General features: G+C 52.0%; 20 protein-coding genes. 11 read left to right on the forward strand and 9 right to left on the reverse strand.

All coding sequences use genetic code 11. From position 1 onward, the window contains the following. Positions 1–107 precede the first annotated feature (107 nt). From apaG to HMPREF3050_RS12170, 4 genes are all read right to left on the reverse strand, one after another. On the reverse strand, positions 108–476 hold the full coding sequence (gene apaG / locus HMPREF3050_RS12155) for a Co2+/Mg2+ efflux protein ApaG (RefSeq protein WP_003759386.1): 369 nt from the start codon (positions 474–476) through the stop codon (positions 108–110). A gap of 91 nt (positions 477–567) precedes the next feature. Beyond that, positions 568–1,056, reverse strand: coding sequence for a phosphatidylglycerophosphatase A family protein (locus HMPREF3050_RS12160; protein WP_003759387.1), 489 nt, complete (start codon positions 1,054–1,056; stop codon positions 568–570). Continuing rightward, positions 1,049–2,005, reverse strand: a complete 957-nt coding sequence (gene thiL / locus HMPREF3050_RS12165; protein ID WP_036491892.1) for a thiamine-phosphate kinase — start codon at positions 2,003–2,005, stop codon at positions 1,049–1,051. Before thiL ends, HMPREF3050_RS12160 begins: the two co-directional genes overlap by 8 nt. Before the next feature lie 364 nt (positions 2,006–2,369). After that, positions 2,370–3,182: a competence/damage-inducible protein A gene (locus tag HMPREF3050_RS12170; RefSeq protein ID WP_070774969.1), complete on the reverse strand. Its 813-nt coding sequence runs from the start codon at positions 3,180–3,182 to the stop codon at positions 2,370–2,372. An 83-nt stretch (positions 3,183–3,265) separates the two neighbouring features. On the opposite strand from HMPREF3050_RS12170, the gene HMPREF3050_RS12175 reads away from it, so the two are divergent. The 6 genes from HMPREF3050_RS12175 (at position 3,266) to HMPREF3050_RS12200 (ending at position 6,946) form a co-directional block, all read left to right on the forward strand. Further along, positions 3,266–3,769 (forward strand): hypothetical protein, encoded by a 504-nt coding sequence (locus HMPREF3050_RS12175; RefSeq protein ID WP_246830276.1) that lies wholly within the window; start codon positions 3,266–3,268, stop codon positions 3,767–3,769. A 148-nt stretch (positions 3,770–3,917) separates the two neighbouring features. Continuing rightward, positions 3,918–5,261, forward strand: coding sequence for an argininosuccinate synthase (gene argG / locus HMPREF3050_RS12180; protein ID WP_070774971.1), 1,344 nt, complete (start codon positions 3,918–3,920; stop codon positions 5,259–5,261). Positions 5,262–5,332: 71 nt separating this feature from the next. Continuing rightward, positions 5,333–5,548: a DUF4177 domain-containing protein gene (locus HMPREF3050_RS12185; RefSeq protein WP_003765071.1), complete on the forward strand. Its 216-nt coding sequence runs from the start codon at positions 5,333–5,335 to the stop codon at positions 5,546–5,548. Next, on the forward strand, positions 5,541–5,756 hold the full coding sequence (locus tag HMPREF3050_RS12190) for a hypothetical protein (protein ID WP_003677014.1): 216 nt from the start codon (positions 5,541–5,543) through the stop codon (positions 5,754–5,756). The genes HMPREF3050_RS12185 and HMPREF3050_RS12190 overlap by 8 nt, the downstream gene beginning before the upstream one ends. A gap of 95 nt (positions 5,757–5,851) precedes the next feature. After that, positions 5,852–6,301, forward strand: coding sequence for a DUF3290 family protein (locus HMPREF3050_RS12195; protein ID WP_070774972.1), 450 nt, complete (start codon positions 5,852–5,854; stop codon positions 6,299–6,301). 12 nt (positions 6,302–6,313) lie between these two features. Then, positions 6,314–6,946, forward strand: a complete 633-nt coding sequence (locus tag HMPREF3050_RS12200; RefSeq protein WP_070774973.1) for a DUF421 domain-containing protein — start codon at positions 6,314–6,316, stop codon at positions 6,944–6,946. Between the two features lie 90 nt (positions 6,947–7,036). Here the strand turns inward: HMPREF3050_RS12200 and HMPREF3050_RS12205 are convergent, their stop codons facing one another. The 4 genes from HMPREF3050_RS12205 to HMPREF3050_RS12220 all read right to left on the reverse strand — a co-directional run bounded on the left by HMPREF3050_RS12205 (position 7,037) and on the right by HMPREF3050_RS12220 (position 10,792). Continuing rightward, a complete protein-coding gene (locus tag HMPREF3050_RS12205) occupies positions 7,037–7,408 on the reverse strand; it encodes a DUF488 domain-containing protein (protein ID WP_070774974.1) in 372 nt (123 codons plus the stop codon). A gap of 259 nt (positions 7,409–7,667) precedes the next feature. Further along, complete coding sequence (locus HMPREF3050_RS12210) at positions 7,668–9,143, reverse strand: malate:quinone oxidoreductase (RefSeq protein WP_070774975.1); 1,476 nt, start codon at positions 9,141–9,143, stop codon at positions 7,668–7,670. A gap of 375 nt (positions 9,144–9,518) precedes the next feature. Next, positions 9,519–10,106 (reverse strand): GNAT family N-acetyltransferase, encoded by a 588-nt coding sequence (locus tag HMPREF3050_RS12215; RefSeq protein WP_070774976.1) that lies wholly within the window; start codon positions 10,104–10,106, stop codon positions 9,519–9,521. Between the two features lie 95 nt (positions 10,107–10,201). Beyond that, the gene (locus HMPREF3050_RS12220) at positions 10,202–10,792 is read right to left on the reverse strand and encodes a 5-formyltetrahydrofolate cyclo-ligase (RefSeq protein WP_070774977.1); all 591 of its coding nucleotides are present in this window, start codon (positions 10,790–10,792) and stop codon (positions 10,202–10,204) included. Between the two features lie 77 nt (positions 10,793–10,869). Between HMPREF3050_RS12220 and HMPREF3050_RS12225 the strand changes: the two genes are divergently transcribed. The 5 genes from HMPREF3050_RS12225 to murJ all read left to right on the forward strand — a co-directional run bounded on the left by HMPREF3050_RS12225 (position 10,870) and on the right by murJ (position 15,923). Further along, complete coding sequence (locus HMPREF3050_RS12225; RefSeq protein ID WP_070774978.1) at positions 10,870–11,112, forward strand: hypothetical protein; 243 nt, start codon at positions 10,870–10,872, stop codon at positions 11,110–11,112. 173 nt (positions 11,113–11,285) lie between these two features. Further along, positions 11,286–12,014 carry a 30S ribosomal protein S2 gene (gene rpsB, locus HMPREF3050_RS12230; RefSeq protein ID WP_003759405.1) on the forward strand — a complete coding sequence of 243 codons (729 nt, stop codon included), beginning with the start codon at positions 11,286–11,288 and terminating at the stop codon, positions 12,012–12,014. Between the two features lie 123 nt (positions 12,015–12,137). After that, the gene (gene tsf, locus HMPREF3050_RS12235; RefSeq protein WP_003759406.1) at positions 12,138–12,992 is read left to right on the forward strand and encodes a translation elongation factor Ts; all 855 of its coding nucleotides are present in this window, start codon (positions 12,138–12,140) and stop codon (positions 12,990–12,992) included. A 431-nt stretch (positions 12,993–13,423) separates the two neighbouring features. After that, positions 13,424–14,143 (forward strand): UMP kinase, encoded by a 720-nt coding sequence (gene pyrH / locus HMPREF3050_RS12240; protein ID WP_003686859.1) that lies wholly within the window; start codon positions 13,424–13,426, stop codon positions 14,141–14,143. Between the two features lie 238 nt (positions 14,144–14,381). Further along, positions 14,382–15,923, forward strand: coding sequence for a murein biosynthesis integral membrane protein MurJ (gene murJ, locus HMPREF3050_RS12245; RefSeq protein ID WP_070774979.1), 1,542 nt, complete (start codon positions 14,382–14,384; stop codon positions 15,921–15,923). A gap of 79 nt (positions 15,924–16,002) precedes the next feature. Here the strand turns inward: murJ and HMPREF3050_RS12250 are convergent, their stop codons facing one another. Next, positions 16,003–17,865, reverse strand: coding sequence for a ribonuclease catalytic domain-containing protein (locus HMPREF3050_RS12250; RefSeq protein WP_070774980.1), 1,863 nt, complete (start codon positions 17,863–17,865; stop codon positions 16,003–16,005). Positions 17,866–17,953: the final 88 nt, after the last annotated feature.

Genomic DNA, 17,953 nt, shown 5'->3' on the forward strand with positions numbered 1-17,953 from the left:
CCGTACTGGTTTAAAGTTAATCCACTATAAAAAAAGGTCGTCTGAAAGCCCCTTAATCTTTCAGACGACCTTTGGTTTTCCCGATCTGTATTGTTTTTGCTCGGTGTTTATTGCAGGGTGAAGCCTGCTTTGAATTCCAGCTTCGGCACGCCGACGATAAAGCGTTCGCCGATGCTGTCTTCAAACTCGTATGCGCCTTCGATGCTGCCCCATGGGGTGCAGAGTTGGGAGCCGCTGTTGTATTCATACGCCTCGCCCGGATAGAGAACCGGCTGTTCTTCAATTAGACCGGAATGGCCTACCGGTTCGGTCGCTCCGTGTCCGTCGGTGATTTCCCAGAAACGCTGGCGCAGCGTGATGACATCGTTGCTGCGGTTGCAGATGGTAATCACATAGTTGAAGGCATAGCGGTCGCGATAAACATCGCTTTGACCCGCAACGTAGCGTGGTTGAACATTGATTTCGATTTCGTTCATTTTTGTTGTCCCGTAATAGTGTTTTTTGTTTGCACCGATTTTTTTCGATGCGTTTGAAGTCTTATGGCTTCGAATAAGTGTGTTGAAAAAATCAGATAATCCAGGCAGCAATGCCTAAAACTATCAAGGTCATGATGGCGGCGATGATGTCGTCCAGCATGATGCCGAATCCGCCGTGCACATGCCGGTCAAACCATTTGATCGGCCAAGGTTTGATGGAATCAAACAGGCGGAACAGAATAAATGCCGCCAGCCACCAATTCCATTTAAACGGCGCAAAAGCCAGAATCAGAAGCATCGCTACCATTTCGTCCCAAACGATACCGCCGTAGTCTTGGATGCCGAGCGCTTTTTCGGTGTGGTTGCAAATGCGGATGCCCCACATAAACAGGGCGACACACAAAAAAGCCAGAATCCAGCCGTCGATACCGATTAAAACCAAGAGAAATGCTATCGGCAGAGCCGCCATCGTTCCGAATGTGCCGGGTGCGACGGGCGCGAGGCCGCTGCCGAATCCGAATGCCAACAGGCATAACGGGCGCTGCTTCAACCAGTCGAAAGTAGGTTTAAATTCAGCCAAAGTGATCAAATCCTAATGAAGTTAGTTTTAATTCGCCGCCATTGGAATCTATTATTTTCAGACGACCTGTATTATTTATTTTCCCGATGGGCGTTACTGCTACGCCGCATTGTCCGGCTATTGTCTGAATCTCGCTGCGCCGGCATTCGGGGGCGGTGAAAACCAGTTCGTAATCATCGCCGCCTGCCAGTGCGCAGGAGAGCCAGCTTTCGTGCGGTAAGACGTTTTTCAATTCTTCTAAAACCGGCAGCGCATTTGCCGAAATTTCCGCTCCGACCGATGACGCGGTCAAAATGTGACCGAGGTCTTGTGCCAGCCCGTCCGAAATATCTTGAGCGGCATGGGCAATGGGCAGAAGCGCCTGTCCCAATCCCACTCTAGGCTCCGGACGGAGCAGCCTGTCATGGCAGCGGTCGAACAAATCGGGCGGTAGTGTGTGTGTGTTCAGGCGGCAGTTTAAAGCGGCTGCTGCTGATCCGATTTGTCCCGATACCCAAATATCGTCGCCGTCTTTCGCGGCATCGCGCCGTAGGGCCTGTCCTTGCGGAAGCTCGCCGATAATGGTGACGTTGAATACCAAATCGCCTTTGGTCGTATCGCCGCCGATCAGGGTAATGCCGAAGCGCTGTGCCAAACTGAAAAAGCTGTCACAAAAACGTTTCAGCCAATTTTCGTCCAATTCGGGCAATCCGGCACTCAATAACACCCATTTCGGGGTTGCGCCCATCGCGGCCATATCGGATATATTGACAGCTAGCATTTTCCATGCCAAATCTTCCGGGGCGGTGTCAGAAAAAAAATGTCTGTCTTTTAACAGCATGTCCGCGCTAAAACATAAATCAAATCCGTGACTTGGACGGATAATCGCAGCGTCGTCGCCAATGCCCAAAATCAAACCGCTGCTTTTCTGTTTTTGCAAATATTGTCTGATAAAGTCAAATTCCGTCATATATTGCACACAAAGTGATAAAGAGTGTTATCAATCGATTCGGAATTTTTGATAGACGAATAATGTATATTTATACAATGTATGTGTTAGTTAATGTAATAAATTGCATTAAACGGTAATATAATCGAGTCGATTGCAAAAGTAAATAAGATTTTTAATCCAAATGATAACGGTCAAAAAAGCGTACTTCTATCAAAAATTATTTCCGAGGGGATAAAAAGTGCCTCAAAAAAGATTATCAAGCCGCGCAAGAGGAACGGTAATATAGGAAAGTCTGCAAGTTGATATCAGGATATCGAGGTCGTCTGAAAAGCCGTTTTAGGTTTTTCAGACGACCTTTTTGTCAAAATAAGAACAAAATGGCTTAGGCAGGCGTATCTTTCAACTCCGCGCCCACATCTTTCAAACGCTGCAATACTTCGTCCCATGCTTTGTCCAAATCGCGGCACGCCTCGCCTTCCGCCTTGATGCCGAACTCGATATGCGGTTTGACCGCCGTTCCGTCCGCATTTTGCCAGCCGACGCTGGGCAGGCTGTAAGAGCGCACACCCGGGTAGGTGCGTTCGACGTATTCCATAATCGGCGCGACACGCGATTCGGGCTGTCCGAACACATACACGCTGCGGCTGCCGCGTTCGGTTTGGTTGAAACGGTCGGCGTAATAAGTATCCAAAACCCATTCCGCCATCGGGTGCGCCATCACGGGGAAGCCGGGGAAGAAATAATGTTCGCGGATGGAAAATCCGGCGATGTTGTTGAACGGGTTGGGCACAAGCTCCGCGCCTGCGGGAAAGTCCGCCATTTTCAGGCGTTGGGCGTGTTCGGGGGCGTCGAGCGGCTCGCCGCGTTTAAGGGTAACGGCTTCGATGAACTTGGCGGCTTCAGGATGGCGGACGATAGGCAAATCCAAAGCGGCGGCGGCAGCTTGGCGGGTATGGTCGTCGGGCGTGGAGCCGATGCCGCCGGTAACGAAAGTCGGCAGATCGTCTGAAAAGCTTCGGCGCAGTTGTTTGACCAGCAAATCGGGTTCGTCGGGCAGGTATTGCACCTGATTGAGTTTCAGCCCGCGTGATTCCAGCAGGGATTTGAAAAAGGCGAAATGCTTGTCTTGGCGGCTGCCGTGCAGGATTTCGTCGCCGATGATGATGAGGTTGAACAAATGCTGTCGGTCTTTCATAATCTTTCTTCTCGGAGGTCGTCTGAAAATGTCCGGACGCTTCCAAAGGGTTAAACAAAAGGAAAATCATGCACGAATATCGTTTGAAACAACCGAAAAACCTGCTTGACCGTTTGGAAAGTGTCTTCTTTGCCGTCTTCGGCTTGGGTTTGATACTGATGGAACGGCGCATTGCACTAGGCTTAACTCTCTTTGCCTTTACCGCATGGTCGCTGTGGCGTGACTTTTATAAACGCAGCCGCGAAATCGTATTTTCAGAAGAAGGGATTTGTAAAATCAGCCGCGAAGGCACGCAAACACTGCCTTTAGAGGATTTTTGCGGTGTAGCGGTATTTACTGATACGAAACGAAGCAGAATCATTAATATCTACCGGATTGCGCTCGTCCCCAAGCAGCCGTACGATACGCCGCTGACGGTATATACCGCAGTACAGTCGTTTACTCGTCTACCGGCTTTACCCCCGGAGTCCGTAAATTACATCCGCCATCGGATTGCCGAATGCACAGGCTTGCAGGATTTCGGCGATATCGGCTCGGCGACCTTGTCGGAGCTGTATGCAAAATGCTGTTTTTTAAATCAAGATTGACATAGGTCGTCTGAAAACCGAAATCCGTTTTCAGACGACCTATTTGGTTTACTCGGCTGGATTGTCGGCAATATTTATTAGATAATAAACCTAATTTTACGAAAAGGGGCGGTTGCGCCCATTTATTTTTAGTCCAAAGGATTCCCTCATGAGCCAAAACAATACTATCCTGCAACACCTCCCCGTCGGTCAAAAAGTCGGCATCGCCTTCTCCGGCGGTCTTGATACCTCTGCCGCGCTGTTGTGGATGAAACTCAAAGGCGCGCTGCCCTACGCTTACACTGCCAACCTCGGCCAGCCCGACGAAGACGATTACAACGCCATTCCCAAAAAAGCGATGGAATACGGTGCGGAAAACGCCCGCCTAATCGACTGCCGCGCGCAGTTGGTACACGAGGGCATCGCCGCCATCCAATGCGGCGCGTTCCACGTTTCCACCGGCGGCATCGCCTATTTCAACACCACGCCTCTGGGCCGCGCCGTTACCGGCACTATGCTCGTTTCCGCCATGAAGGAAGACGACGTCAACATTTGGGGCGACGGCAGTACCTACAAAGGCAACGACATCGAGCGTTTCTACCGCTACGGCCTCTTGACCAATCCCGCGCTGAAAATCTACAAACCCTGGCTCGACCAACAATTTATCGACGAACTCGGCGGCCGCCACGAAATGAGCGAATTTCTGATTGCCAACGGCTTCAACTACAAAATGTCGGTGGAGAAAGCCTATTCCACCGATTCCAATATGCTCGGCGCGACGCATGAAGCCAAAGATTTGGAATTTCTCAACAGCGGCATCAAAATCGTCAAACCCATCATGGGCGTTGCCTTCTGGGACGAAAACGTCGAAGTCAAACCCGAAGAAGTCAGCGTGCGCTTTGAAGAAGGCGTGCCGGTCGCATTGAACGGCAAAGAATACGCCGACCCCGTCGAACTCTTCCTCGAAGCCAACCGCATCGGCGGCCGCCACGGTTTGGGCATGAGCGACCAAATCGAAAACCGCATCATCGAAGCCAAATCGCGCGGCATCTACGAAGCTCCGGGCATGGCATTGTTCCACATCGCCTACGAACGCTTGGTAACCGGCATCCACAACGAGGACACCATCGAACAATACCGCATCAACGGCCTGCGCCTCGGCCGTTTGCTCTACCAAGGACGCTGGTTCGACAGCCAAGCCCTCATGTTGCGCGAAACCGCCCAACGCTGGGTCGCCAAAGCCATTACCGGCGAAGTCACCCTCGAATTGCGCCGCGGCAACGACTACTCGATTCTGAACACCGAATCGCCCAACCTGACCTACCAACCGGAACGCCTGAGCATGGAAAAAGTCGAAGACGCCGCGTTCACCCCGCTCGACCGCATCGGCCAGCTCACCATGCGCAACCTCGACATCACCGACACCCGCGCCAAACTCGGCATCTACTCGCAAAGCGGCTTGTTGTCGCTGGGCGAAGGTTCGGTATTGCCGCAGTTGGGCAATAAGAAATAAGGTTTGTTACCCTGCATCATTGGCAACTTAAGGGGTCGTCTGAAAAGATGATCCCTTATAAAAGGAATCCCATGAAAGAATACAAAGTCGTCATTTATCAAGAAAACCTGCTGTCCAGCCTGTTTTTCGGCGCAGCCAAAGTCAACCCCGTCAAATTCAGCGCGTTCCTCAACAGCCAAACTCCAGAAGGTTGGCGTGTCGTAACCATGGAAAAAGACCAACGCCGTATGCTCTTATTTTTCAGACGTGAAGCCTACGTCGTCATTTTGGAGCGGGAACGTGTTTAAGCTAGGCGTTTATGCCTGTCTCGGGCTGTTCGTCGGCTGGGTGTTGCTGCTGATTCTGCAACTTTGGTTTTCTTTTATCGAGGCAGAATTATTCTTCAAAATTACCCTGACCATGGCGGGGTTGTTTGTCATCATCCTCGCTGCCTTGCTGGTGTGCAGTCAGTATTTTTCCGAAAAGAAAATGAAAGACGACGGGTTTATCAACTGATGCGGCTCCGGATAAAACCTGCATCCAAACCATAATAGGTCGTCTGAAAAACCGTTTTCAGACGACCCCACTATTTCCTCAAATCATTTGAAATCATGAAATTCTTCACACACTTTTATCTTGAAAACCATATGTATTTCAACGACTACTTGAAATACGTCCTCATTTTCGCCGCGCTCGTCGTCCTGCTGCTCGCCGTATCGCAAAACCTGCGCCACCGCATGGACACCAAATACCGCGACCTGAGCATTATTGCCCTGCTGCTGCTCATCCTCATCAGCGGCATCCAATACCTCTCATACAGCGAACGCCAAAACTTCGCCGCGGATACATCACGCATGGTCGGTTTTCTCAATGCCTTGATTGAAAACCAAAAAGTGGAAAAGCGCGACATCAGCGTCAACAGCACGCACCTATACAACGGCATGATCGTCGGCATCAAAAACCAATACTACGAAGTCCATTTCAATCAAGACTTCTCCGCCTACACCCTGACCCCCATCAATCTGGTCAACAACAACATCGAACTTATCGACAAAGAATAACAGGACACACTCATGGAAGCATACTCCCTCCTTGCCCTCAAACTCCTTATGGGAATTTTAGGTTTGGTTTTGCAAATCAACCTTTTAGGTAAAGGCAACCTCGCCCCCACCTCCGCCATGGATCAAGTGCAAAACTATGTTCTCGGCGGCATCATCGGCGGCGTGATTTACAGCGACAGCGTCGGGCTTTTACAGTTTTTCCTCGTGCTGATTTTGTGGACGCTGTTGGTCTTGAGTCTGAAATTCATCAAAAACCACAACCACTGGGTCAAATCCGTGATTGACGGCAAATCCGTCTGGGTCATCGTCAACGGCGAAATCCAAACCGAAGAATGTATGAAAAACGGCATCAGCGCACATGACCTGATGTTTAAGCTCCGTGCCGCCGGCATCTACGAAATCTCTGCCGTCAAACGCGCCGTCATGGAGCAAAACGGCCAGCTCGCCGTCATTCAGTACGGCGACGAAAGCCTGCGTTACCCCCTGATTACCGACGGGCAAATCGACCATGACATCTTAGAAATCATCAAGCGCGACGACGAGTGGCTGAAGCAGGAACTTGACCGCCTCCATCTTGATGCCTCGAAAGTCTATATCGGCGAATACATCGACGGGAAATTGGTGGCACACCCTTATCCTTCTTAATTTAAAAAACAAAGGTCGTCTGAAACCTAGACTGGATTTCAGACGACCTTTTTGCATCAACCCCAAATGACGCAGGTCTTGCTGTTTTTGTTAATCGCGATATTCAAACGACGTCCCCAAAAACTGCTCTAAGGCAGAAACATGGGAATGATGCGGGTCTTTGACGGCAGTCAGCAGTAAAACGCTGCCGTGTTGCCGTTCCAACTCCAAGAGCCGCCTAATGGCAGCTTGCTCGGTATCGCCGTGCAGCTCCTCATGGTAACGGCTGACGAAACCGTCAAAATGTTCAGCCGGATTCTCATGATACCAGCGGCGCAGGTTTGCACTGGGGGTGATGTCTTTGAGCCAGAGCGCCGTAGCAAAGACCTCTTTGCGGATGCCGCGTGGATAGAGGCGGTCGATAAAGACTGCGGTTTGTTCGGGGTCGGGCCGGTATGCGTAAATGCGCTGTACGGTAAACATGTTTGCTTGTCTCCAATGGATTCAGGTCGTCTGAATGTTCAGACGACCTGATGTTTTATAGTGGATTAACTTTAAACCAGTACGGCGCGTTGCCTCGCCTTAGCTCAAAGAGAACGATTCTCTAAGGTGCTGAACGTACTATCTGTACTGTCTGCGGCTTCGTCGCCTTGTCCTGATTTAGAGTTAATCCACTATATGGTAATACTTTAATGGTTTGAAAAAAGGCGGGCAAGAACGCCCGCCTTGCAATTTATCTGCCTCAAGCGTAATGGATACCCAAGACTTTGGCGTTGTGGCTGATGATTTCTTCGGCAAGCTGCGGGTTGTCGTTGAGCTTGATGCCGAAGCCGGGAACAAGTTCTTTCAGACGACCTTCCCATGAGGAAATGCGGCTTGGGAAGCATTGGTGGATGAGCTTGATCATCAAAGGTACGGCGGTTGATGCGCCGGGGGATGCGCCCAAGAGTGCGGCGAGCGAGCCGTCGGCGTGGGCGACGATTTCGGTGCCGAATTGGAGGACGCCGCCTTTTTCGGAGTCTTTTTTGATGATTTGAACGCGTTGTCCTGCGGTGATGAGTTCCCAGTCGTCAGGGTTTGCTTCGGGGTAGTATTCCAGCAGGGAGGCGAAGCGTTCTTCTTTGGTTTTGCGCAATTCGCCCAAGAGGTATTTGGTCAGGGGCATATTTGCCCAACCCGCGCGCAGCATGGGGTAGAGGTTGTCCAAGTGGATGGACAGGGGCAAATCCATGAGCGAGCCTTGTTTGAGGAAGTTGGAGCGGAAGCCTGCGTAAGGGCCGAACATGAGGTGGCGTTTGCCGTCCACGTTGCGGGTGTCGAGGTGCGGGACGGACATGGGCGGCGCGCCGACGGAGGCTTGACCGTACACTTTGGCGTTGTGTTGCGCAGCGGTTTCGGGGTTGCTGTTGCGGAAGAACAGTCCGGAAACGGGGAAGCCGCCGTAGCCTTTGCCTTCGGGGATGCCGGATTTTTGCAGCAGGGTCAGTGCGCCGCCGCCTGCGCCGAGGAAGAGGAAGCGGGTGCGGAGGGTGAGCTGTCCGTCAGGGTTGCGGGTGTCGCTGGTTTTGAGCACCCATGCGCCGTCGGATTCGCGTTTGATGTCGTCGACGTGGCGGTTGAACTCGGTTTTGACGCCTTTTTCGCGCAGGTATTGCACCATTTGGCGGGTCAGACTGCCGAAATCGACGTCTGTGCCTTCGGCGGAGTAGTTGGCGGCGACGGGTTGGCCTTCTTTACGGCCGTTGATGACCAGCGGCGCCCATTCGGCGATTTTGGCGCGGTCGGTGGAGAATTCCATCCGTTCGAAGAGTTTTTGGGATTTGAAGGCGTCGAAACGTTTTTGCAGGTAGTTGCAATGGTCGGTGTTCATGACCAGCGACATATGCGGGACGGTATGGATGAAGGAGTTGTCGGTGATTTTGCCTTCTTCTACAAGCGATGACCAGAACTGGCGGCTGATGTGGAATTGTTCGGCAATATTGAGGGCGCGGGTCGGGTCGATGGTGCCGTCTGCGCCGAGCGGGGCGTAATTGAGCTCGCATAATGCGGAATGCCCTGTGCCGGCGTTGTTCCAAGCGTTTGACGATTCCAACGCTACGTCTTCCAAGCGTTCGATAAGGGTGATTTCCCAAGACGGTTCGAGTTCTTTGAGCAAAACGCCCAAAGTCGCGCTCATAATGCCTCCACCCACCAAGACAACATCTGTTGCTTCAGCCATGGTTGTACTCCTAGAAACAGGCATATCCTGCCTTTATGATTATCCGTTGTATTACGAACGCCTGTTTCGGCGGTAAAACCTGCTGGCGCGGTGTTTTTGGCGTGGAAGATTGCGCGCGGGTTTTACGTTTTGAACCGATGTTAAACCGTTCATAATATGTTATTGAGAATTTAGTGGATTTTTCTGAGAATTGCAAAGATTTTCTGTTTGGATTTACATAAACGCAGTTTGAAAAGGTCGTCTGAAACATTCAGACGACCTTTATTTATCAGGTGTTTGGCGGGGTTGAACCTAATTTCATTCACTTCTTAAAGACTTCAGATTGTCAGCAAGATGGACGTGTTTTGATGAAAAAATGAAGAAGGAAACGTTTTTTCAGGACGCGTCATAAGCTGCCGCTTTTTTGAGCAGTTTTGCCCTTGCCTGCGGCCATTCTTCGCGCAATAGGCTGTATTCCACCGTATCGCGCACGCTGCCGTCTTTCCGCAATTTGTGGCAGCGCAAGATGCCGTCTTGGTGTGCGCCCAAGCGTTCGATGGCGCGTTGGGAGGCGGTGTTGAGGTTGTCGGTCTGCCAGCAGGCGCAGCGGCAGTTTAAATTGTCAAAGACGTAGTCGAGCAACATGATTTTGCAGGCGGTATTGATGCGCGTGCGCCGTGCCGACAGGGCGTACCATGTGAAACCGATGTAGAGGCGGGGGATAGCGGGGTCGATGTGGTAAAGCGAAGTCGAGCCGACGATTTTGCCCGTGTCTTCGTTGATGACGGCAAAGGCGAGGCGGGTTTGCGTGGCGGTGCGGATATAGTCCGCCACTTGGTCGGGTTCGGGCGCGGTGGTTACGTTCAGCTTCCAAACTTCGCCGTCGCAAACTGCTTTGCGCAAACCGGCTTCGTGTGCCGCCGTCAAAGGCTCGAGACGGACGCGGTCGAAGGACAAAACGGGAACAGATGAAAAATCAGCCATGGGGTTTCCTTTGTATTTGAAGATTTGAGTTTTCAGACGACCTTTGTATAGTGTCTTAACGGGCGACATCTTTGAGGTCGTCTGAAAGCTATTGATTAATGATGTTTGAACACCAGCACGCCCGATTCCGATACAAACCCGTCCAGCGGCAGGTCGTGCGGTTCGCGCGGCAGCGTGTCAACCAGTTGGCAAGCGAAGCCTACACCTATGGTTTTTGCCTGTAAACGGTATTTCATCGCCGCAAGCGTCGCATCGTAATAGCCGCCAGCCTGCCCTAAGCGGTAGCCTTCGCGGTCCATGCCGACAATCGGGACAAGCAATATCGATAAACCGTGTACGCGGATTTTGCGTCCCGAAAACTGCGGTACATGCAGCTTCGCCCTGCCGCGTTTGCGTTCTTGTTTTGCCCCGTCGGCAGGATAGGGCGTGAACCACATTCGCCGCGAATGCGGTTCGATATAAGGCAGATAGAGTTTGGCGCCGCGTTTTTGTGCCGCGCGGACAAAGCCGTCCAGCCGCAGCTCGCTGCCCATCGGCCAATACACGCCGATCTTCTGCCCCTTCTTGATATAACGTTTGAGCAGGCGGTTAACCGTTTGCCCCGCCGCCAGCCGCCCTTGATGACCCATCTGCGCGCGGGCGCGGCGCAATTCTCGGCGCAGGGCGTGTTTTTCCTCATTCCTCATTTCAGACGACCTTTTGAGTGTTGTTGTAGAATACGGCGATTATAAACGCTCCGTTAACATCAAAACAGGATTCCGCCATGTGGCATATCGTCCTTATCGGCTACCTCTTCGTCGCCGTCATGTATTCCGCCGCCCAGCCCAGCATCGCGCGCGCTTTGATTTATTTGGTTTTTTGGGTAGTCCTGCCCGTCGCGTTTACCGTTTTCACCGTTACCATCCGCCGCCGCAACCGCCTGATGAAGCAGCAGGAAAAAGAAGCATTCGAACAAAGCCGCCGCGCAGCCGGACAAGAAGGCGGCAAACAGGACGGCAGTGCATAAAATCCCTTTTCAGACGACCCCTTATCCGCTATAATCCGTCAGTTTTCCATTTCGGAAACACACAATTTTTTAAAACTTATGCCCACTTTCGCCGAAGGGTGCTTGACAATAGGCGCAGCCTATCAAGTTCTATGCGATTGAATGTGTGCTCTTAACCCTTTCAAGGAAATAAAATGTCTCAAATTACTATGCGTCAGATGATTGAAGCCGGCGTTCACTTCGGCCACCAAACCCGTTTCTGGAACCCGAAAATGGCACAATACATTTTCGGTGCACGCAATAAAATCCACATCGTCAACCTGGAAAAAACCCTGCCGATGTTCCAAGAAGCGCAAGAAGCCGTACGCCGTCTGGTTGCCAACAAAGGCACCGTGCTGTTCGTTGGCACCAAACGTCAAGCGCGTGAAATCATCCGCGAAGAAGCTACCCGCGCCGGTATGCCTTTCGTCGATCACCGTTGGTTGGGCGGCATGCTGACCAACTACAAAACCGTTAAGCAATCCATCAAACGCCTGGAAGAAAAAACCGCTGCTTTGGAAAACGCTGCCGAAGGCGGTTTCAACAAAAAAGAAATTCTGGAAATGCAACGCGACGTTGAAAAACTGGAACGTTCTTTGGGCGGTATCAAAAACATGAAAGGCCTGCCTGACGCGATTTTCGTTATCGACACCGGCTACCAAAAAGGTACTCTGGTCGAGGCTGAAAAACTGGGCATCCCCGTTATCGCCGTAGTCGATACCAACAACAGCCCTGACGGCGTGAAATACGTCATCCCCGGTAACGACGACTCCGCCAAAGCCATCCGCCTGTACTGCCGCGGCATCGCCGACGCAGTTTTGGAAGGCAAAAACCAAGCGCTGCAAGAAACCGTAGCCGCTGCCCAAGAAGCTGCTGCCGAGTAATCCGGCAAACCGAAGAGGGGCGTTATGCCCCTTTTCTCAAATCCCGTTCTGAAAAACCTTTTCAGACGACCCCATTCCCAAACACGGATACCCCGTGTTTCCCCAAAATCTAGGAGATTCAAAATGGCAGAAATTACTGCAAAAATGGTTGCCGACCTGCGCGCCGCTACCGGCCTGGGCATGATGGAATGCAAAAAAGCCTTGGTTGAAGCCGAAGGCAACTTCGAAAAAGCCGAAGAAATCCTGCGCATCAAATCCGGCGCGAAAGCCGGCAAACTGGCTGGCCGTACCGCTGCCGAAGGCGTATTGGCTTACGCCATCAACGGCAATGTCGGCGCATTGGTTGAAGTAAACTGCGAAACCGACTTCGTTGCCAAAGACGCAGGCTTCGTAGAATTCGCTAACTTCGTTGCGAAAACCGCTGCCGAGAAAAAACCGGCTACCGTTGAAGAACTGAGCGAACTGGTTGAAGCAGAACGCAAAGCCATCATCGCCAAATTGGGCGAGAACATGTCTGTCCGCCGCTTCCAAGTGATCGACACCGCCAACCAACTGGTTGCCTACATCCACGGCGCATTGGCTACCGAAGGCGTATTGGTTGAGTTCAAAGGCTCTGAAGACGTAGCACGTAAAATCGGTATGCACATCGTTGCCGCCAAACCGCAATGCGTAACCGAAGCCGAAGTAGATGCCGAAACCATCGAAAAAGAACGCCACATCTACACCGAGCAAGCCATCGCTTCCGGCAAACCTGCCGACATCGCCGCTAAAATGGTTGAAGGCCGTATCCGCAAATTCTTGGCCGAAATCACCCTGAACGGCCAAGCATTCGTGATGAACCCTGACCAAACCGTTGCCCAATTCGCTAAAGAAAACGGCACTGAAATCATCAGCTTCGTCCGCTACAAAGTAGGCGACGGCATCGAAAAAGCCGTTGTCGACTACGCAGCCGAAGTTGCCGCTGCTGCTAAAGTGTAAGGCAGAGATGAAAAAGAAAGCACCTGGATTCCAAACGAATCAGGGTGCTTTTTTTTGAGAGTTACACTGTTTAAAATACTGTCGAACAGAAAATATTTCATCATAATCAACACATAATAATTTATCCAAACCCATACACCCACGGAAAACGCGTTACCCTGTCAGCCAAACATCCCGAAAGGTCGTCTGAAAAATCAAACGCCCTTTCCCCGAATTGAAGCAGCGCCACAGAGTGAACTGATCGTTTGGAACGAGTCAGTTTTTGGTACAGAAAACGGCAGATTCAAGGCAAAAAGCGCAACAAGATTGGACATCTTGCGAGTATTTTTAACACAGAATATGCCGTTTACGGAGCAAAATACCACCGTTATCGAATAGTCAGTTCGCCCTGCTCACTCGGCGCTATCCACCCAAAGAAAGCAAGGTATCCCATGACACAGCAAATCAAATACAAACGCGTATTACTGAAACTCTCCGGCGAATCCCTGATGGGTTCCGACCCTTTCGGCATCAACCACGACACCATCGTCCAAACCGTCGGTGAAATCGCCGAAATCGTCAAAATGGGCGTACAAGTCGGCATCGTTGTCGGCGGCGGCAACATCTTCCGCGGCGTATCCGCCCAAGCAGGCAGTATGGACCGCGCCACCGCCGACTACATGGGCATGATGGCGACCGTCATGAATGCGCTCGCCCTCAAAGATGCTTTCGAAACCCTCGGCATCAAAGCGCGCGTACAATCCGCACTTTCCATGCAGCAAATCGCCGAAACCTACGCCCGCCCCAAAGCCATCCAATACCTTGAAGAAGGTAAAGTCGTCATCTTCGCCGCCGGTACGGGCAACCCGTTCTTCACCACCGACACCGCCGCCGCCCTGCGTGGAGCCGAAATGAACTGCGACGTCATGCTCAAAGCCACCAATGTGGACGGCGTTTATACCGCAGACCCGAAAAAAGACCCGTCCGCCACACGCTACGAAACCATCACCTTTGACGAAGCCTTGAACAAAAACCTCAAAGTCATGGACGCGACCGCCTTCGCCCTTTGCCGCGAACGCAAACTCAACATCGTCGTCTTCGGCATCGCCAAACAAGGCTCGCTCAAACGCGTCATTACCGGCGAAGATGAAGGCACGCTGGTTCACTGCTGATTCCCATCGGGCAATAATTGAAGTGATTTGATAAAGCAACAGGTCGTCTGAAAACCCGAAAATAGGTTTTCAGACGACCTTTTTGATGGTAGGGCAACATAAGGAACAGGCAACGAAGCAGGGGGTGTTCATCCGCTATATGTTTGCCTGTTGGGATACCGATTTGCCTAGATTTGTATATTCTGTCGTACAATACGCGCTTTCAGACGACGTCTGGACTTTTGAAGGAATAAAACGGATGAATTTGTTAGGGGCTTTGGCCAAGGTCGGCAGTTTGACGATGGTGTCGCGCATACTTGGATTTTTGCGCGATACGGTAATTGCCCGAGCGTTTGGTGCAGGTATGGCAACCGACGCCTTTTTTGTGGCGTTCAAACTGCCCAACCTGTTGCGCCGCGTATTTGCGGAAGGGGCGTTTGCCCAGGCTTTCGTGCCGATTTTGGCGGAATATAAGGAAACGCGGTCAAAAGAAGCGACGGAGGCGTTTATTCGCCATGTGGCGGGGATGCTGTCGTTTGTCCTGGTGATCGTTACCGCGCTGGGTATTCTTGCCGCGCCTTGGATCATTTGGGCCTCTGCGCCCGGCTTTGCCGAGGATGCGGACAAATTCCAGCTTTCTATCAATTTGCTGCGGATTACGTTTCCTTATATCTTATTGATTTCATTGTCTTCTTTTGTTGGTTCGATACTGAATTCTTATCATAAGTTCAGCATTCCCGCGTTTACGCCGACGTTTTTGAATATTTCTTTTATCGTCTTTTCGCTGTATTTCATACCGTATTTTGATCCGCCCGTTACCGCGCTGGCTTGGGCAGTTTTTGTCGGCGGGATTTTGCAGCTCGGCTTCCAACTGCCTTGGCTGGCGAAACTAGGTTTTTTGAAACTGCCTAAGCTGAATTTTCAAGATAGGGCGGTCAACCGCGTGATGAAACAGATGGCGCCTGCGATTTTGGGCGTGAGCGTGGCGCAGATTTCTTTGGTGATCAACACGATTTTCGCTTCTTATCTGCAATCGGGCAGCGTTTCGTGGATGTATTACGCCGACCGCCTGATGGAGCTGCCCAGCGGTGTTTTGGGTGCAGCGCTCGGTACGATTTTGCTGCCGACTTTGTCCAAGCATGCAGCCAATCAGAATACAGAGCAGTTTTCCGAACTGCTCGACTGGGGTTTGCGCCTGTGTATGCTGCTGACCCTGCCGGCGGCGGTCGGGTTAGCGGTATTGTCGTTCCCGCTGGTGGCGACGCTGTTTATGTACCGCGAATTTACGCTGTTTGACGCGCAGATGACGCAACATGCGCTGATTGCCTACTCTTTCGGCTTAATCGGCTTAATCATGATTAAAGTGTTGGCACCCGGTTTCTATGCACGGCAAAACATCAAAACGCCCGTCAAAATCGCCATCTTTACGCTCGTCTGCACGCAGTTGATGAACTTCGCCTTTGTTGGCCCTCTGAAACATGTCGGGCTTTCGCTTGCCATCGGTTTGGGCGCGTGTATCAATGCGGGATTGTTGTTCTTCCTTTTGTGTAAACACGGTATTTACCAACCCGGTAAAGGGTGGAGGAGTTTCCTAAGTAAAATGCTGCTGTCGCTTGTCGTGATGGGCGGTGGGCTGTGGGCTGCGCAGACTTACCTGCCGTTTGAGTGGGTGCATGTCGGCGGTTTGCGTAAGGCAGGGCAGTTGTGCATCTTGGTTGCGATAGGCGGCGGTTTGTATTTCGTGTCGCTGGCTGCGCTGGGCTTCCGACCGAGAGATTTCAAACGGGTGGAAGCACATTAGCGGGTGTTGAAACGTTCAAAAGGTCGTCTGAAAACCTATATCCAAGGTTTTCAGACGACCTTTTTTCATAACGGCAAACTTACGCAACTGCAGGGGCAACGGCTTTCACATAATTCAGCGCGATAAACTGCTTTTCGGGATCAAGCTCGGTGATTTTGAGCAGGACTTGCGATTTGGGCAGCGCGTCGAACGGGATGCCGGTGGTGCGGGTTACCAGCGGCAGGCCTTCGATGCGGACGAGGTCTTCTTTGAGGATGGTCGCAGTCAGCTCGTTTGTGCCTTGTTGTTGCAGGTACACGAGGCTCCAGTAGGCTTCCATCTGCCGTTGGAAATCGGCGTAGGCAGCGTAGGCGGTGTCGAAATCGCGCAAGGCGGCGAAGAGTTCGGCATCGCTTTGTTGGAAGAGCGGCTCGGCGGTGTCGTCTATCAGGCTGAGGAGTTGTTTTTGGTTGATGTAGTCGGCGGCGCGGCGCAGCGGCGAGGTGAACCAGCCGTAATGCTGCACGCCCATGCCAATGTGCGGCTCGGATTTGGTGCTCATGCGCACTTTTCCGGCGGGTTGGACGCGGAAGAGGCCGGGCAGGTCGTTGTCATGGAGCATCTGCGCCCAAGTGCTGTTGGCGAGTATCATCATTTCGCTGACCAGCATGTCGATGGGCGAACCGCGTTCTCGGCGGACGACGGAGACTTTGCCTTCTTCATCTAATTCAATGCTGTAATCGTATTGCGGCGCGCGGTCGGGTTCGTATTTGCCACGCGCTTTTTGCAGGGCGACGGCGAATTGGTGGAACCAAATCAGGTCTTGATGATGGGCGAACATCATTTCGCCGGTTTCGTCTAAGCCGGTTTCGGCGTTGAAATGCGGCTCGATGGTTTGGATGCGCAGGTTTTCGGCGATGTTGACAGCTTCAATTTTGCAGGTCGGCTCGCCGACGTTGAACTCGCCGTCCACATCGAAATAAATGCTGACGGCAGGACGGTACGCGCCCGCATCAAGGCTGAACGCGGCAATCCAGTTTTCAGGCAGCATGGTGATTTTGCCGCCGGGGAAATAGACCGTGCTCAAGCGTTCCATGATGTTTTTTTCCATTTTGTCGCCTGGTTTAATGGCAAGCGACGGCGCGGCGATGTGGATGCCGACGCGCTTCATACCGTTGCCCAAATCGGTCAGGCTCAAAGCGTCGTCCACTTCGGTGGTCGATTCGTCGTCAATGGAAAAAGCGGTAACGTCGGCCTTGGGCAGGTCGGGCATTTCAGGAAGGGGGAGGTCGGGGAAACCTGTTCCTTTGGGGAAGTATTTGATTTCAAACCCGTCTTGCAGATATTGGGGGATGGACGTAATGCCACCCGTTTTTTTTGCCAATTCGTAGGCGGAGGTTTTCAGCGCGTCGGCGGCTTTGGTAAAGGCTTTGTAGGTTAGCGACTGCTTATCGGGCGCGTGCAGGATGGTTTTCAAATCCGCTGCGATTTCGGACGGCATCTCGCCGCGTTTTAAGGCTTCCGCCCAAGCGTCGATTTGCGCGTCTTGTTGTTTTTTGCGTTCGATGGCGGCAAGCGCTTGTTTCAAAGTTTCTTCGGGTGCGGCTTTGAACACGCCTTTGGCTTTTTTGTAGAAATACATCGGCGCGGCGTACAGCGCAATCAAGGTCGCCGCCAGCTCGGTTTTGGTCGGCGCATGACCGTAATATTCTTCGGCGATGGCTTCGGCGGAAAATTCTTCTTCGCCGCATACTTCCCACAATAAATCGGTGTCGATGTCCGCCGCCTGCGCCTGCGCGTTCTCCAAAAACGCCGCCATATCGCCGTCGAACTCGGCAAAGACGTTGTTCGCCTTCACTTTGGTGCGCTTGCCGTGTTGGGTATCGACTTGGTAGGTGGCGTCGTTTTTTTGGACGATGGCGGCGACTTTGAATTGGCCGGACTCTTCGTAAAAGATATTCATGTATTACTGCTGTCAGGTTGAAGTGGGAAACGGACGATTTTAGCAGATTCTTGTTGATAAAGACGGACAAAAGGTCGTCTGAAAAGCG

The sequence above is a fragment of the Neisseria sp. HMSC065D04 genome, from assembly GCF_001815675.1.
Lineage (GTDB): Bacteria > Pseudomonadota > Gammaproteobacteria > Burkholderiales > Neisseriaceae > Neisseria.